The 15667-nt window shown below is 69.9% G+C and carries 13 protein-coding genes; 6 read left to right on the forward strand and 7 right to left on the reverse strand.

What is annotated here, in order from left to right:
* Window positions 1-372: 372 nt before the first annotated feature.
* From ACIRHA_RS00890 to ACIRHA_RS00910, 5 genes are all read right to left on the reverse strand, one after another.
* The gene (locus tag ACIRHA_RS00890) at window positions 373-585 is read right to left on the reverse strand and encodes a hypothetical protein (RefSeq protein ID WP_403838396.1); all 213 of its coding nucleotides are present in this window, start codon (window positions 583-585) and stop codon (window positions 373-375) included.
* Between the two features lie 47 nt (window positions 586-632).
* Complete coding sequence (gene sucB, locus ACIRHA_RS00895) at window positions 633-1823, reverse strand: 2-oxoglutarate dehydrogenase, E2 component, dihydrolipoamide succinyltransferase (RefSeq protein ID WP_403838397.1); 1191 nt, start codon at window positions 1821-1823, stop codon at window positions 633-635.
* 5 nt (window positions 1824-1828) lie between these two features.
* A complete protein-coding gene (gene aceE, locus ACIRHA_RS00900; RefSeq protein WP_403838399.1) occupies window positions 1829-4483 on the reverse strand; it encodes a pyruvate dehydrogenase (acetyl-transferring), homodimeric type in 2655 nt (884 codons plus the stop codon).
* Between the two features lie 293 nt (window positions 4484-4776).
* Window positions 4777-5541, reverse strand: a complete 765-nt coding sequence (locus ACIRHA_RS00905; protein ID WP_403838401.1) for a DsbA family protein — start codon at window positions 5539-5541, stop codon at window positions 4777-4779.
* Window positions 5541-6209 (reverse strand): GntR family transcriptional regulator, encoded by a 669-nt coding sequence (locus tag ACIRHA_RS00910; RefSeq protein WP_403838403.1) that lies wholly within the window; start codon window positions 6207-6209, stop codon window positions 5541-5543. The genes ACIRHA_RS00905 and ACIRHA_RS00910 overlap by 1 nt, the downstream gene beginning before the upstream one ends.
* Window positions 6210-6468: 259 nt before the next feature.
* On the opposite strand from ACIRHA_RS00910, the gene ACIRHA_RS00915 reads away from it, so the two are divergent.
* From ACIRHA_RS00915 to ACIRHA_RS00935, 5 genes are read left to right on the forward strand one after another with little or no spacing between them, the layout of a single operon-like run.
* A complete protein-coding gene (locus tag ACIRHA_RS00915; RefSeq protein WP_403838405.1) occupies window positions 6469-7623 on the forward strand; it encodes a pyridoxal phosphate-dependent aminotransferase in 1155 nt (384 codons plus the stop codon).
* Window positions 7613-8131, forward strand: a complete 519-nt coding sequence (locus ACIRHA_RS00920) for a DUF6190 family protein (RefSeq protein ID WP_403838407.1) — start codon at window positions 7613-7615, stop codon at window positions 8129-8131. The genes ACIRHA_RS00915 and ACIRHA_RS00920 overlap by 11 nt, the downstream gene beginning before the upstream one ends.
* Window positions 8118-8954: a dihydrodipicolinate synthase family protein gene (locus tag ACIRHA_RS00925; RefSeq protein ID WP_403838409.1), complete on the forward strand. Its 837-nt coding sequence runs from the start codon at window positions 8118-8120 to the stop codon at window positions 8952-8954. The genes ACIRHA_RS00920 and ACIRHA_RS00925 overlap by 14 nt, the downstream gene beginning before the upstream one ends.
* 32 nt (window positions 8955-8986) lie before the next feature.
* Window positions 8987-9835, forward strand: a complete 849-nt coding sequence (locus ACIRHA_RS00930) for an iron-containing redox enzyme family protein (protein ID WP_403838411.1) — start codon at window positions 8987-8989, stop codon at window positions 9833-9835.
* Between the two features lie 50 nt (window positions 9836-9885).
* Window positions 9886-10092, forward strand: coding sequence for a Rieske (2Fe-2S) protein (locus ACIRHA_RS00935; protein WP_403838413.1), 207 nt, complete (start codon window positions 9886-9888; stop codon window positions 10090-10092).
* Window positions 10093-10395: 303 nt separating this feature from the next.
* Here ACIRHA_RS00935 and ACIRHA_RS00940 read toward each other — a convergent pair whose 3' ends face one another.
* Both ACIRHA_RS00940 and ACIRHA_RS00945 read right to left on the reverse strand, forming a co-directional pair.
* Complete coding sequence (locus ACIRHA_RS00940) at window positions 10396-11817, reverse strand: ATP-binding protein (RefSeq protein ID WP_403838415.1); 1422 nt, start codon at window positions 11815-11817, stop codon at window positions 10396-10398.
* 180 nt (window positions 11818-11997) lie between these two features.
* Window positions 11998-14829, reverse strand: coding sequence for a BTAD domain-containing putative transcriptional regulator (locus ACIRHA_RS00945; RefSeq protein ID WP_403838417.1), 2832 nt, complete (start codon window positions 14827-14829; stop codon window positions 11998-12000).
* Window positions 14830-14975: 146 nt separating this feature from the next.
* On the opposite strand from ACIRHA_RS00945, the gene ACIRHA_RS00950 reads away from it, so the two are divergent.
* Entirely contained in the window at window positions 14976-15650 is a 675-nt protein-coding gene (locus ACIRHA_RS00950) for a DUF4097 family beta strand repeat-containing protein (protein WP_403838419.1), read from the forward strand.
* Window positions 15651-15667 lie beyond the last annotated feature (17 nt).

A 15667-nucleotide genomic window follows, 5' to 3' on the forward strand; every position in this document is an offset into this window, starting at 1 on the left:
GTCCATGAACCTGACGCAGGCCCGACGGGCCGGCTGCGCGCGCTTGGCATTGGCGCGAGCTGTCGCCCCCTCGCCGAGCAGCAACCTGACGACCCGGCCTCGGTCGCCCCAGAGCCGCCTGCCGTGGACGACCAGTCGGGCATCGGCATGAGGTACGAAGCCGCCGCCACGGTGGAGCACGAACTGTCCGCTCAGGTTTGGGAGTTCGGAAGGTACCGGGGATGGCCTGTTTTCCTGACTTCGAGGCGCTCAGGTCCCACGGCGGACTCAGGGGAATTCCAAGGCACCGTTGCCGTGGACGTGAGTGAGTCAGTTGCTTGACCTCGTCAGGCCTGCCTTTCTGCACGGATGGGTTGCTGAGTGAACCGCGAACTACTGCGCGGCGTCTCTTGTGTGGCAGCAGGAACTCTCCGCCGCGCCGCTCGGCCAGGGTGTGACGAAGAGGCCGGCTGGAGTGCAGGCACCCGGCCGCCCCTCACCGGCCAGCAGCCGCCGGGCGACCTCCGCGGCCGCCGAGCCGGTGAACTCCTGGGCGTCGTCCAGTCGCAGCCGGCCCTCCGTGTTCTCGCAGTCCGCCCAGGCCACAACGGCGTGCCCAAAGGAGTGCTCGCGCGGCCGACCCTGTCCAGCCTTTACAGGCCGAGTTCGGCGGTGAATTCGCCGGCCCCGAGGATCTGCTTGACCGTGGTCAGGTAGCGGGCGGCGTCCGCGCCGTCCACCAGACGGTGGTCGTAGGAGAGCGTCACGTACGTCATGTCACGGATGGCGATGGTGTCGCCGAGCTCGGGGTCGGAGATGACGACCGGGCGCTTGACCGTGGCGCCGATGCCCAGGATGGCGACCTGGTTCGGCGGGACGATGACGGTGTCGAAGAGGGCGCCGCGCGATCCCGTGTTGGAGATCGTGAAGGTCGCGCCGGACAGGTCGTCCGGGGCGATCTTGTTCGTGCGGACCTTGTCGGCCAGCTCGGCGGTCTTCTTGGCGATGCCCGCGATGTTGAGGTCACCGGCGCCCTTGATGACCGGGGTCATCAGGCCCTTCTCCGAGTCGACGGCGATGCCGACGTTCTCGGAGTCGAAGTAGGTGATGGTGCCCTCGTCGTAGTTCAGGCGGGCGTTGATGACCGGGTGGGCCTTCAGGGCCTGGACGGCGGCCTTGACGAAGAACGGCATCGGGGAGAGCTTGACGCCTTCGCGGGCGGCGAAGCCGGTCTTGGCCTTGTTGCGCAGCTTCATCAGCTTGGTGATGTCGACCTCGATGACCGAGGACAGCTGGGCCTGCTCCTGGAGTGCCTTGTGCATGTTGTCCGCGATGGCCTTGCGGATGCGCGGCAGCTTGACCGTCTGGCCGCGCAGCGGCGAGGCCTCCAGGGCCGGGGCCTTCGGCGCGGCGGCGGCCGGGGCGGCAGCGGCGGGGGCCTGGGCCTTGGCGGCCTCGGCGGCGGCGGTGACGTCCTGCTTGCGGATGCGGCCACCGACGCCGGTGCCCTTGACCGTGGACAGGTCGACGCCGTGCTCGGAGGCGAGCTTGCGCACCAGCGGGGTCACGTACGCGCCCTCGTCGGCCGGGGTGACCGGCGCGGCGCCGGGCGCGCCGATGACGGCGAGCTTGGCGCCGACCTCGGCGGTCTCGTCCTCGCCCACGGTGATCTCGAGGAGAACACCGGCGACCGGCGACGGGATCTCGGTGTCGACCTTGTCGGTGGAGACCTCGAGCAGCGGCTCGTCCTCGCCGACCTCCTCACCGACCTCCTTGAGCCAGCGGGTGATCGTGCCCTCCGTGACGGACTCGCCCAGCGCGGGCAGGATGACGGAATCGGACACGGGGGTCACTCCTTCTCGGTCAGGCCGTAGCGCTCGGTGGCGCGTTGGACCAGTTCGGACTTGATGTCGCCGCGGGCGGCGAGCGTGCGCAGTACATGGACGACGACGGACTCGGCGTCGACACCGAAGTGGCGGCGCGCGTTGGCCCGGTTGTCGGAGAGGCCGAAGCCGTCGGTGCCGATGGAGGACCACTGCTGGGTCACCCAGGGGGCGATCTGGTCGGGCACCGCGCGCATCCAGTCGGAGACGGCGACGACCGGGCCTGCGGCATCCACGAGGGCCTGGGTGACGTACGGGGTGCGGCCCTCGGTCTCGGACTCCATGGCGTCGCGTCGCAGCAGGGTCCAGGAGGGGGCGGACCAGACGTCGGCCGACACCCCCCACTCCTCGGCGAGCAACTCCTGGGCCTTGAGGATCCAGTGAATGGCAGTGCCGGAGGCGAGGAGTTGGGCGCGCGGCGCGTCCGGGTCGACGTCGGAAGCGGCCCGGTAGCGGTACAGGCCGCGCAGGATGCCCTCCTCGATGGCCTCGGCCGCGGGCATCGGCGGCTGCACCTTGGACTCGTTGTAGACGGTGAGGTAGTAGAAGACGTCCTCGGCGTCCTCGCCGTACATCCGGCGCAGACCGTCCCGGACGATCACGCCGACCTCGTAGGCGAAGGCCGGATCGTACGGCAGGCAGGCCGGGTTGGTGGAGGCGATCAGGTGCGAGTGGCCGTCGGCGTGCTGCAGGCCCTCGCCGGTCATGGTGGTGCGTCCCGCGGTGGCGCCGACGACGAAACCGCGGCCCAACTGGTCGGCCAGCGCCCAGAATTGGTCGGCCGTCCGCTGCCAGCCGAACATCGAGTAGAAGATGTAGAAAGGGATCACCGGCTCGCCGTGCGTCGCGTACGAGGTCGCGGCCGCGGTGAAGGAGGCCAGCGAACCGGCTTCCGTGATGCCCTCGTTGAGGATCTGGCCGCTCGTCGACTCCTTGTAGTAGAGGAGCTGGTCGCGGTCCACCGGCTCGTAGGTCTGGCCCTTGGGGGAGTAGATACCGGCCGAGGGGAACAGGGATTCCATGCCGAAGGTGCGGGCCTCGTCGGGGACCACGGGGACCCAGCGTGGTCCGGTCTCCTTGTCGCGCATGAGGTCCTTGACCAGCCGGACGAAGGCCATCGTGGTGGCGATCTCCTGGCTGCCCGAGCCCTTGGCCAGCGCCGTGAACGCTTTGTCGGGCGGGGTCGGCAGCGGTCGGGGCACGACGCGGCGCGCGGGGGCCGGGCCGCCCAGGGCGCGGCGGCGTTCGTGCAGGTAGGCGACCTCGTCGGAGTCGGCGCCGGGATGGACGTAGGGGACGAGGTCCTCGCCGAGCTTCGAGTCCGGGATGGGCAGCTCCAACAGGTCGCGCATGGCGCGGAATTCCTTGCCGGAGAGCTTCTTCATCTGGTGGTTGGCGTTGCGCGACTCGAACCCGGGGCCGAGGGTCCAGCCCTTGACGGTCTGGATCAGGACGACGGTCGGCGCGCCCTTGTGGTCGACCGCCGCGCGGTATGCGGCGTGGATCTTGCGGGGCTCGTGGCCGCCGCGCGAAGTACCGACGATCCGGGCGAGGTCCTCGTCCGAGTACGGGCGGGCGAGGCCGGCGAGCGGCCCGGTGAAGAGACGCTCGCGGATGTAGGCGCCGTCCCGGGCGGCGAAGGTCTGCAACTGTCCGTCGGGCAGCGTGTCGAGGGAGTCGAGCAGGGCTCCGTCGGTGTCGCTCGCGAGCAGGCCGTCCCACTCCATGCCCCAGGGCACCTTGACGACGTTCCAGCCCGCGGCGCGGAACTGCGCCTCCAGCTCCTGCATGATCTTGAAGTTGCCGCGCACCGGGCCGTCCAGGCGCTGCAGGTTGCAGTTGACGACGAACGTGAGGTTGTCGAGCTCCTCGCGGGCGGCCAGGTTCAGGGCGGCCGTTGACTCGGGCTCGTCCATCTCGCCGTCACCCAGGAACGCCCAGACACGGCTGTCGGCGGTGTCCTTGATGCCGCGGTGGTGCAGATAGCGGTTGAAGCGGGCCTGGTAGATGGAGGAGAGCGGGCCGAGCCCCATCGAGACGGTCGGGAACTCCCAGAGCCAGGGCAGTCGGCGCGGGTGCGGGTACGAGGGCAGCCCGCCGCCGCCCGCCTCCATCCGGAAGCGGTCCAACTCGGCCTCGGTCAGGCGCCCTTCGAGGAAGGCCCGGGCGTAGACGCCGGGCGACGCGTGGCCCTGGACGTAGAGCTGGTCGCCGCTGCCGTCGGCGTCCTTGCCCTTGAAGAAGTGCTGGAAGCCGACCTCGTAGAGCCAGGCGGCGGAGGCGTAGGTGGCCATGTGTCCGCCCAGGCCGCCGCGTTCGTTGCCGCGCGTGACCATGACCGCGGCGTTCCACCGGTTCCACGCCGTGATCCGGGACTCCATCAACTCGTCGCCCGGGTAAGCAGGTTCGGCTTCGGTGGGGATCGTGTTGACGTACGGCGTGGACGACGCCGGCGGAAGCGGCACGCCCGCCTGGCGTGCGTGGTCCACGATCCGCCGCAGCAGGCGTCCGGTGCGCTGCGGGCCGACGGCGCTCACCGCGCCGTCCACGGAGGCCAGCCACTCGGCCACTTCCTGCGGGTCGGGCTCGGGAAGCTGGTCCAGCTGGTGATGCGGGGACATGGGGGTTGCCCTTCTGTGACGCTGGCCGACCGGCACCAGGTGCACGGTGCCGGCCGACGACGAGCAGGAGCGCCCGTGATGGCGGGCGGCCGACTGCCGCACGTCCGACGTGGTGCCGGTCGTGCGGCAGCCCCCTGGCGGCCGGCCCTGTGGGTGGAGCCGGCCGACTGGTGCCAACGAATCTCTCACGTATTCCAGTATGCGGAAGATCGATTTCTCATAGAGGAATCTATGTGCCGTCAGATCGCAGGGTCAACGACTACTGACGAGTAATTTTCAATGATCGATCAGTTTTAGGCGAGAGAAGGGGCCTCTTCGGCCGACTCGGCGGCGGTCCGCAGAATCGACTCCCACGCGCCCGGGTCGTCGTCCGTGACCTCCGGGAATCCCGTCCCGTACGCGCCGTGCCAAGTGGCCTCGACGCCCGGATTGGCCCAGTCCGAACCGTCCGACAGAAAGACATGCGGGCTGCAACGGACGGCATGCCGGCGCGCGCACTCGAAGTCGAGCGTCACGAGTCGGCGGGCCCGGCCGTCGTCCAGGCCCTGAGCGATGAGCTCCGCGTCCACCCCGGGGGTCTCCCGGGCGAGCGCGATGATCTCGGAGCGGGCCCCGATCGGGCGGCTGTGCGCCCAGAACGCGCGCCGGATCGTCAGGTCGAGGTCCTCGGAGGCGACCGGCCCCTGCTCCTTCGCCAACTGCACCGCCTCCAGGGCGAAGAGCGAGGTCGAGGGGAACCTCCAGTCCGCCGACCGCCACATCTGCCAGCCGGCGTCCGGCTCGATGCGGGCGATTCCGCCGACCTCGGAGTCGGTCCCGCGGCGCGGACTCGGCCCGTCGTTGAACAGCTCCAGGGGGAAGGCCCGGTGGTCGATCCGGACGCGGTCCGTCAGGCCGAGCCGCTCGCGGGTGCTGTGCAGGCGGTGTACGCCGACGTGGGCGAACGAGCACCAGATGTCCGAGAAGACGGTCAGGGTGCCGGCTGCCGTAGTCGTACGGGGATCGGCGAGACGGGCCGCGTCCCGGGCGGGAACTCGGCCGGTGTGCTGCTCGGACATCAGGTGCTCCTCAACTGGTTGGCGTACCCCATGACATGAAGTTCCATCAGGCGTCCCAGGCCGGTGTCGCCGCGGCGCAGGCCCTCGACGAGCTCCTCGTGGTCCTCGGCGTTGTCGTGCAGCTCCGTGCGCAGCCAGCGCAGCGACAGCCGGGTCCATGCCTCCACGCCCAGCCAGTCCCAGTGCCGGATCAGGACGGGATTCCCGCAGGCGTGCACGATGGCGCGGTGGAAGGCCACGCCGTGCAGCGCCTGCTGGTCGGCGTCGGCGCCGGCGGCCGCGCGTCGCATCGCGAGCAGATGCCGCTCCAGCGCGGCGACGTTCCGCGCCAGCCGGGGCGCCGCGAGCATGACGGCCCGGCGCTCCAGCGAGGCGCGGACCAGATAGACGTCCCGGAGCTGGTCCAGGGTGAGCTCGCGGACCCGAACCCCCTTGTTCGGCGAGGAGGTGACCAGCTCCATCGTCTCCAGCTCGCGCAGCGCCTCGCGCACCGGCGCCTGGCTGACGCCCAACTCCTGCGCCACGCGGCGCTCGACGATGCGTTCCCCGGGCTCCCAACGGCCCGCGACCAGGCCTTCGAGGATGAACCGGCGCACCTGCTCGTGCAGGGGGACCCGGGCGAGCGGGGAGTCGCGCCCCGGTGGTCCGGTCGGTAGTGAGACGGACAAATTCAACGCTCCTTGTTCCAAAGACATTTGAGCAATGATCGATCATCGGCTACCGTACTCGACACGACGAACCGCGTCTGCCGGCACTTCTTCATTGCCGCGCGTACGTGCCGGGTGTGGGCCCGGACTCGCGATCGGTCGATTTCTCTTCGCGCCACGAGGCGCTTCAGTCATTCAACTCACCCTGGCCGCGTGCCTTCCGCGACGCCTTCGACCAAGGCCTTCGCGTCGGCCCGAGCGGCCCTGCCCAGGGAGCACCATGACCGAGCACCTGCTTGACCTCACGCAGCACGAGATCCTGGCCCTGCAGACGCGGCACAACCTCGCGGACGCCCACACGCACCAGGAGCAGTCCGGAAGCCAGCGCGACATCGTCGCCGATCTCCCGGAGCTCTGGTACGAGGCGGAGCGATCACGTCAGATCGACCTGGAGAACAAATTCAAGGAGGCGTTCTTCCGCCTCCACGGCCAGGACAGCGTCCGCGCGGAGACGACGATGCTGTCGTACGCGGCCTCCATCTCCACACTCGTCGCCGGCATGTACCTCAGCAGGAACGACATATCCATCTCGCTGATCGAGCCCTGCTTCGACAACCTCCCCGACGTCCTGAAGAACGTCGGGGTCCACCCCGCGCCGGTTCCCGAGAACGTCCTGCACGACGCCGACCGCATCTACGACGAGCTCGTACGGCACGTGAAGACCGACGCGCTGTTCCTCGTCGACCCGAACAACCCGACCGGGTTCACGCTCCTCCAGCACGGCCGCAAGGGCTTCGAGGAGGTCGTGCGTTACTGCGTCGACCACGACAAGCTCTTCGTCGTCGACCTCTGCTTCGCCGCCTTCGCCCTCGCCGACCCGCGCTTCGGCCGCTTCGACCTCTACAAGCTGCTCGACGAGTCCGGCGTCCGCTACATCGCGCTGGAGGACACCGGAAAGACCTGGCCGCTCCAGGACGCCAAATGCGCCCTGCTCACCTGCAGCCCCGACCTCCACGAGGAGGTCTACAACATCCACACCAGTGTCCTCCTCGACGTCTCGCCGTTCATCCTCAACTTCCTGACCCGTTACGTCGAGGACTCCATTGCCGACAACATGGAGTCGGTGCGCACCGTCATCACGGCCAACCGCGAGACCGCACAGAAGGCACTCCAGGGCAGCCTGCTCGAACACATCGAGCCTGGGGTCAACGTCAGCGTGGCCTGGTTCCGGATCACCGACGAGAGCGTGACGGCGAGCGACCTGCAGCGCGAGCTGTCCCGGCACGAGGTGTACGTGCTGCCGGGCACCTACTTCTTCTGGAACACGCCGCAGGACGGCGAGCGCTTCGTGCGCATGGCGCTGGCCCGCGACCCCCAGGAGTTCAGGGACGCCGTGGTGACGCTGCGCGAGGCGGTGGACTCCCTTGCCGGCTGACTCTACCGACTCGGCTGCCGAGGCGTACGTCGACGCCTCCCTGTTCATGGGGATGCACGCCGTCGACCAGGACGTCCGCCGGGCCTGCGCCTCGTTCTTCGCGACACACCTGCGCGACCGCGTGTGGATGACGTACGAGGAGGTCGGCCGCTGCGACGACGTCGTCTGGGCTCTGCCCCGTGCGACCCAGGACGCCTACTACCCCTTCATGGACGTCCTCCACAGCACCATGCCGGTCAAGCGGACCCCGTACGCCGAGGACGCGTGGAAGACCTCCCTCGACGTGCCGGGCTCCGCGGGCCTCTCGCTGAGGGAACGGCTGCTCCTGGCCACCGTCGTCAACTCCGGCAGCCAACTGGTCACCGTGAACCCCCGGTTGCTGGCCCTGGCCGGGCACGGGATGCCCGTGGTCGCCCCCGGCACCCAGCGCGTGACGGCGTTCCCGCAGCCGCTCGCCGCCCTCTACCGCACCTCCCACCGCCTGGAGCTCGATCATGCCCGAGTCTGAGACACCGCCCACGCGGGCCGAGAACCTGGCCCGGCTGCGCTCCCTGCGCGGCGTCGTCGTCCCGCTCGTCACGCCCGTCGACGAGAACGGCAAGGTGGACGAGGACAGCGTCGCCCGGCTCCTGGAGAGCCTGCACGGAAACGTGGCCGGGTTCATGCCGGCCCTGAGCTCGGGCGAGGGCTGGAAACTGTCGCTCGCACAGTGGATGGACATGGTCCGCTACACCGTGCGGTACGCCCGAGGGCTGCCCGTCCTCGCGGGCGCGGAGCTGGGCTACGCCCCGCTGATCGCCGGCCGCAGCGAGCTCGCGGCCTCGCTCGGCGCGGACGCCGTCGTCGTGCCCCCGCCCTTCGGGAACACGGAGGACGCCGGCCTCGGCTTCGTCGACCACGTGCGCGCCATTGAACGCGACGCCGACCTGCCGATCTTCCTCTACTGCGAGAACGCCGTGTCGGACTGGACCCTGGACGCCGACGCCCTGGCCGGAGCCTGTGCGCTGCCGAGCGTCGTCGGGGTCAAGGAGTCCAGCAACGACGAGGAGTTCACCCGCGAGGCCCTCGACCGCGGGATCGAGGTGCCCGTGTTCCAGGGCTGGGAGCACCTCTTGACCAAGGTGCCCGGCACCGCCGGGTTCATCGGCTCGCTGGCGAACCTGGAGCCCGGCGCCTGCCGCGAGGCGCTGGCCGATCCCACGCCGGAGCGGCAGCGCACCGTCGACGACCTCAGCGAGCGCTACCGGCTCGACGCGGACGACTGGTACGCGCACCTCAAGAAGGAGCTCGCCGCGCGTGGCGTCATCAGTACCGACCGGCCCGTCGACTGACCCCGCAGGCACTCGCACCGTAGGAGACATCCATGACAGTGACGGCGCAGACAGCGCGCGAACTGAACCCGGGGGCGCGCCTGTTCGCCCTCAACCGGTCCATCCCGACCCCCGATGAACTGAGCGAACTCATCGCTCTCGAGGACGAGCAGATAGCACGGCGTGCGGCCCGTATCGAGGCCTCGGCGCCGCTCATGGCCGGGCGAGCCGACCTGATGCGCCTCATCAAGGAACGCCTGACCGAGGAAGAGGCGAATCCGCCCGAGTGTGAACGCGTCCTCGCCGAGCACCTCACCCGCAACCAGTTCCGGGAAGTCGTGGCGCAGTTCGCGGTGGACGGGCTCACCGAGTCCGAGTCCTTCCTGCCGATCGTCTGGCGCCTGCCGCGACGGGCCAAGATGGCGATCTTCCGCGTCCTCGTCGACGAGTTCGGATGCGGCAATCTGGACCAGGCCCACTTCAACATCTACTGGGAACTCGCCGGGGAACTGGGCCTCTCCCAGGATGAACGGGACTACCTGCACAGCACGAACCCCGAGACGTTCGACTACGTCAACATGTTCTTCTGGGCCGCGACGCGGGCCCCGCGCCCGGAGTACTTCCTCGGCTGTCTGTGCTACCTGGAATGCAGCATCCTGTACGCCTTCAAATGCTTCGCCGAAGCCGCGTCGAGGCTAGGCCTGGAGGGCGCCCGTTACTACACCGAGCACTTGCACATCGACAACTTCCACGCCCGGGAACTGCACAACGCCATCCGGGAGTTCGACGCGGAGGCCGATCTCCAGCCGGTCAAGGTGTGGACCGGCTTCATGCTGGCGAGCGAGATCCTCGGCGAGGCGACCGAGGCGGCGATCCTGTCGGCGCAGAAGGTGGCCCCGTGAAGCGTTCGCCGGACGTCGGCATCGAGCAGATCAGTGAGGACACTCTACGAGTGACCGTGGGGGACAAGCAGTACGAGGTGGAGGCCTACTGCCCGCACCGGCGAGGCCACCTCGCGCACGGATACGTCAATGCTCGAGCGCTGCGCATCACGTGCCCGCTGCACCACTCCAGCTACAGCCTCGAAACGGGGGACCCCAAGGGCGGCCCCAGCGGTCGTGCGCTGTGCGTCCGCAGGGTCGACGAGGTGGCTGAGTAGCGGCTCCGCTCGCACCGCACGCAAGGGCGAAGGGAGGCCTGCGGAGACGCAGACGCCCTCTCTTCGCCCTCGCGCCTCGTTGCCCCGAAGGAAGTTCGGACGGGCCGCGCGCAGTTCGCGGCTACGCTGACCGGTGTCTTAACGGAGTTTGGTGGAAACGAACGTCGACAACCCCAACCGAAAGGTCCGGTTGAGCTTCTTCGGTGGATGAGTCGCCTCGGCTGCACTGTAGATGGCAAGTCCGGCCGTACCAACCGGCGGTTGGCGCCTGGAGTGACGGTGCAGTGGATTCCGCTTGCTGGTTCACGCCCTGCGCCAGGCGTTGAGCAGTTCCTCGGGGCCGTAAGAAGCCTGAAGCCCGGAGCATTTGATTCCACTCCGAGAGACCGCCACGAGTGGTACCGGCTCGTCGGTGATCGCGGCCCGGTGCTTCTGCAGTGCGGCCAGGTCGTGGCTGTTGAAGGTGGAGTTCTCCAGCCACTTCACCGAGCCGAGGAAGAGCAGTTGCTTGGCGATCGGCTGCCGATCCGCTCCCACCAAGTCGATCTCGATGTCGTTGCTGCGAGTCCAGTACCCGCCGATGGCAGGGGCTGCGGGCAGGACCTCGTCCGGCAGGAGACGCGCGAGGGAGTCCCGGACCAGCGGCTCGACCGCGCGGCCCCGCCAGCTCGTCCACTGTTCCTTGATCCGGCTCAGCGTGAGATCTCCCCGCAGCCGCTCGATCTCCGCCATGTGCGGATCCAGAAAGGTGAGCCAGAACCTCAGGTAGGGATCGGCCACCCGGTAGCGGCGTTCCTTCGACGGCCTCAGGGAGAGGGGCAACTCGGCTGCTACCACGCGTTTCTCGGTCAGGACGTCAGTTGCTCGGGTAAGGGTGGTGTGGGCGATGCCGCCGGCGGCGCGCGCGATGTTGGTGAAGGTGCGCTCGCCGGATCCGATGGCCCGCAGTACCTCTCTGCTCATCGCCTGCGGTGGAAACTCCGCGCCCAGCGAGCGCTCGGCGGATACGAGCAGTGCCGAGATCGGGTTGTCGAGTGAGTCGCGGAGGAACTCCCACACGTCCGCTCCGGCCCGCCATTCCGCGCAGATCAGCGGGAGGCCGCCGGTGACCAGGGAGGCGTCGAAGGCGGCCGCCGGCGACAGGTCGAGCATGTCGCCGATGTCGGCCGGGTGCAGCGGCCCGACGACCATTTCCCGGCCTCGCTGATGGAAGGGACGGTCGTAGCTGTTCAACGCCTCCATCATCGACAGGTCGGACCCGACCAGAAGGAGGAGTACTGGCTTCCTGCTGAGCAGGCGGTCCCAGGCCCGCTGGAGCATGCCCTCGAAGGCGTCGACCCGGTCCATGAGATAGGGGACCTCGTCGATGACGACAACGCTGGGGCTGTCGTCGGGCAGGACCTCCGCAAGGAGCCTGAAGGCCGCATTCCACTGGTTGGGGGTCTCCTCCGCGAACAGGCCCCGCTCCGGCAGAGTGGATCTTGCGACGGTGTCGAGCAGCTCCGTCAGTTCATCCTCGGACGTGCCGCCGGCGGCGGTGAAGAAGAGGTGCGGCGTCCCGGTGCGGCGAAGGAACTCCTCGACGAGGCTGGACTTGCCGACGCGTCTGCGCCCGCGCACGAGGATGCATTGGCCTGGTTTCGCCGATCCGACGGCATCGTCAACCCTTCGCAGGGCGTTGCCGAGCGCCTTCAGCTCACGGTCCCGCCCGATGAAACGGCGCATGGCAATCCTCCCGTAAGGATAGTAGCGATGAAGATACTATCCCTACAGATACCATCTTCGCTCGCAGTCTTGCGAGTCGCAGTGCGCACGAATCCCCAAAGTGGATGGGGAGGGGTGAGGCCAGGCCGGCGGCGGCCTGGCCCCAGTGACCGGTTTCGCCGCGGATCGTGTGTGCCGCGCTCAGTCCAGTAGCGCCCTGGCCTCCTCGGCGGAGGGGTTGCCGAGGCCCTCGAGGAGGTGGAGGGCCTCCTCGGCATGGGTGCGGGACGGGGCGGGGCGGCCGAGGGACCGGTGGGAGCGGGCCAGCCCGAGGTGGGCCCGGGCGGTCTCGTAGAGGTCCTGAGCCTTTGCGGCCAGGGCCAGGGCGGCGCCGTGGTCGGTGAGGGCCCGGCCGTGGTCGCCTGCCGCGCGCGCGGCGGTGCCCAGGGCGTTGAGCGTCTCGGCCACCGTGTGCGGGCCGAGTTCGTGGCTGATCGCGCAGGCGCGTTCGAGGGCGCGGCGGGCGGCATCGTGGTCGCCCTCGTCGCTGTGGACGCGTCCGAGGATCATTTCGGTGGTCCACAGGCCGCCCCTGCTGCGGACCTCCTCGTTGATCAGTTTGGCCCGTTCCAGGTGGTCGTGGGCCAGGTCGAACCTGCCCGTGCGCCGGTAGCCGTCGCCGAGGTCGGCCAGGAGCATCCCCGACCCGGCGCGATTGCCCGCCGACTCGAAGAGGACGTGCGACTTCTGGAAGTGCCTCAGGGCGCCGGGGTGGTCGCCATCGCGTTCCATCGCGTGACCGAGCATGTGATGCGCCGCCGCCTGGGCTTCCGGGTCGCCGGCGGCCCGGCCGGTGGTGATCGCCTCGTGGGCGCACTTGGCCGTCCAGACCACGTCCCCCAGGGAATGGTGGACTGCGGCCAGGTAGGCGAGGGTCCGGCCGGTCCGCCGCAGGTCGCCGGCCCGCTGCGCCGCAGCGAGAGTCAAGAGGAGGAGGCGGAGACCGGCGGGGAGGCAGCTGCGGATCTCCAGGGCGGGGTGCAGCGCCGCGGACAGGAAGTAGGCGTGGGAGTGCCGGCCGCGTTCGGCCGCGTGCGAGCCGACCGCAAGGAGGACGGGCAGCTCCACGTCCAGCCAGGCCGCGGCGGCCGCACGGTCGGGCAGGGGCGGGAGTTGAGGGGCGGGGACGGGTTCGTGTTCGGGGTCAGGCAGCGGCGGGATCGGGAGGACCCGGTCCAGGTCCTCCAGTGCGCAGGCCGCGCCCGTGGCCCTTGCGTAATGGCTGTAGAGCCTGTCCAGGGCCGCCTCTGAAGACTCCTCGTCCTCCTCCCGCGCGACCATCGACCGGGCGTGGTCGCGCAGCAGGTCGTGGAAGGTGTAGCGGCCCGGCTCCTGCTGGATGAGCATGTGAACGTCGAGCAGGTCCTCCAGCAGCGGCTCGGCCTGTGCGACCGTCAGGCCGCAGAGTGGGGCGGCCGCGTACGCGTCGAAGTCCTGCCCGGGGTGGAGGCCGAGCAGGCTGAACGTCCGGCGGTGGCGGGGCCCCATCTGCTCGCACGAGAGGGCGAACGCGGCCGCCACCCCCCGTTCCGCGGTGGCCAGTTCGGGCAGTCGGCGGCCCTCGTCGCGCAGCCGCTCCGCGAGGTGCCGCACCGTCCACCGGGGCCGGTGGCTCAGCCGCGCCGCGGCGATCCGCACGGCCAGCGGCAGGTGTCCGCACAGCCGCAGCACTTCCGCGACGGCGTCCGGCTCCTCGCCCGCGCGCGGCCCGACGATGCCGCCGAACAGCTCCGCGGCCTCCTGCTCCGAGGGGACGTCGACGGAGACCGCACGGGCGCCGTCCAGATCGGTCAGCCTGCGCCGGCTGGTGATCAGGACAAGGTTCCCCGTACCGCCGGGCAGCAGCGGCCTGACGTGCTGTGCGTCAGCGGCGTTGTCCAGGATGACCAGGACGCGCAGGCCCGACAGCTCGGCCCGCCACAGTGCGGTCCGTTCGAAGGCGCCCGGTGGTATCCGCTCGGCGGGGACGCCGAGTTGGCGCAGTAGTGCATCCAGTGCCTCCGCGGATTCGAGGCGGGTCCGGCCGACCGTGTGCGCCTGGAGGTCGACGAAGAGTGCGCCGTCGGGGAAGCGGTCGGCGAGCAGATGGGCCGCGTGGACGGCCAGGGTGGTCTTCCCGATTCCGGCCATGCCGTCGATCGTGACCACACCGCTCCCGTCGGGGACGGAGCCGCGGGCGGTGAGCTTCTCCAAGTCGGCCCGGCGCCCGGTGAAGTCGGGCACGTCGTACGGCAGGAAGCGGGGGGCCGTGCGCCGGTCGTCCCGCAGCACGGCCTCCTCGACCGCCTCGAACTCCCGCCCGGGGTCCAAGCCCTGCTGCTCCTTCAGCAACGTCCGGTAGTCGCGCGCGGAGGCGAGCGCTTCCGCCTGCCGCCCGGAGCGATGCAGTGCCAGGACGTACCAGCCGCGCAGCCGCTCCCGCAGCGGGTGGCCGGCCACTTCGACGGCCAGGTCGTCGAGGAGCGCGGCGTGTCGTCCGGCCTCCAACTCCAGCTCAGCCAGCCGTTCGACGGCCGTCAGGCGCTGCTCCTCCAGCAGGGCCCGCACGGCGGGCACGAACTCGGCCTGCACATCGGCCAGCGGCCGGCCGCGCCAGAGCGCGAGGGCCCGGCGGATCCCGTCGCGGCCGCCGCCCGCGTGCCTGCGGAACTCGTGGACGTCCACCTGGTCCGGCTCCGTCACGGCCGCATAGCCGCCGGGGCGGGTCTGTAGGACATCCGGGCTGGCCCCCTGCGAGTGCGCCGTGCGCAGCAGGCGGCGGATCGCCATCACGGACGCCTGGACCTGCGCCTTCGCCGTCTCCGGCGGGGTCGGCCCCCACATCGCCTCGATCAGCCGGTCCACGCTCACGGTGCTGCCCGCGTTCAGCAGGAGGTAGGCGAGCAGGGCGCGGTGGCGCGGCGCTCCGCCCAGGGGGCGACCGTCGGCGCTCACCTCCACCGGGCCGAGGAGTGTGAAACGTATAGCGGTCACATGGGCGAATGTATCAACGCCCCCGTCCAGCATCGTGTCCGAGCGGACAGCGTCTTCCCTTTGCCCCTCCGCGGCGTTCGCTCCCCAACACGCCGCAATGCAAAGGCTCTTCGTACTTCGCGAACGACACGTGGCAGGAGAACACAATGCAGAGGTTCATCGCCCCCGCACCCGCCCCGATCGACGTCGTCCTGGACGTGCAGGCCGGGCACGTAGAGGTCATCGCCGCCGACCGGGCGGACGCCGTGGTCGAAGTCCGCCCCGCGGACGCAGCCAGGAAGCGCGATGCGGAGCTGTCCGAGCGGACCACGGTCGACCTCACCGACGACGTCCTGCGGATCACTGCCGTCGCCCCGGTGAGCAACCGGATCCTGGGCGCCTCGGGAGCGGTCGAGGTCACTGTCCGGATCCCCGCCGGCTCTCGGATCGAAGCCGCCTCCTCAGCCATCGAGTTCCGTGGCACGGGGAGGCTGGGCGAGGTCGTCCTGGACGGCGCCCTCGGTACCGTACGGATCGAGGAGGCCGGCGGGGCCCGCCTGACCATCCACTCCGGGGACGTCCTCGTCGGCCGTCTGACCGGCGACGCCGAGATCAGCACCGGCAAGGGTGATCTGACCATCACCGAGGTCACCCGCGGCACCGTCGAACTCCGCACGCAGTCCGGCGACATCACCATCGGCGCCGCGCGCGGCGTCTCAGCCGTGCTCGACGCCGGAACCGGCTACGGCCGCGTTCACAACACGCTGGAGAACTCCGGCACCCCCGAGCTGACCGTCCGCGCCACGACCTCCTACGGCGACATCACCGCCCATGCCGTGTGAAGCGGCAGATCGGCGGC

This window comes from Streptomyces sp. NPDC102360 (genome assembly GCF_044766085.1).
Classification (GTDB): Bacteria; Actinomycetota; Actinomycetes; order Streptomycetales; family Streptomycetaceae; genus Streptomyces.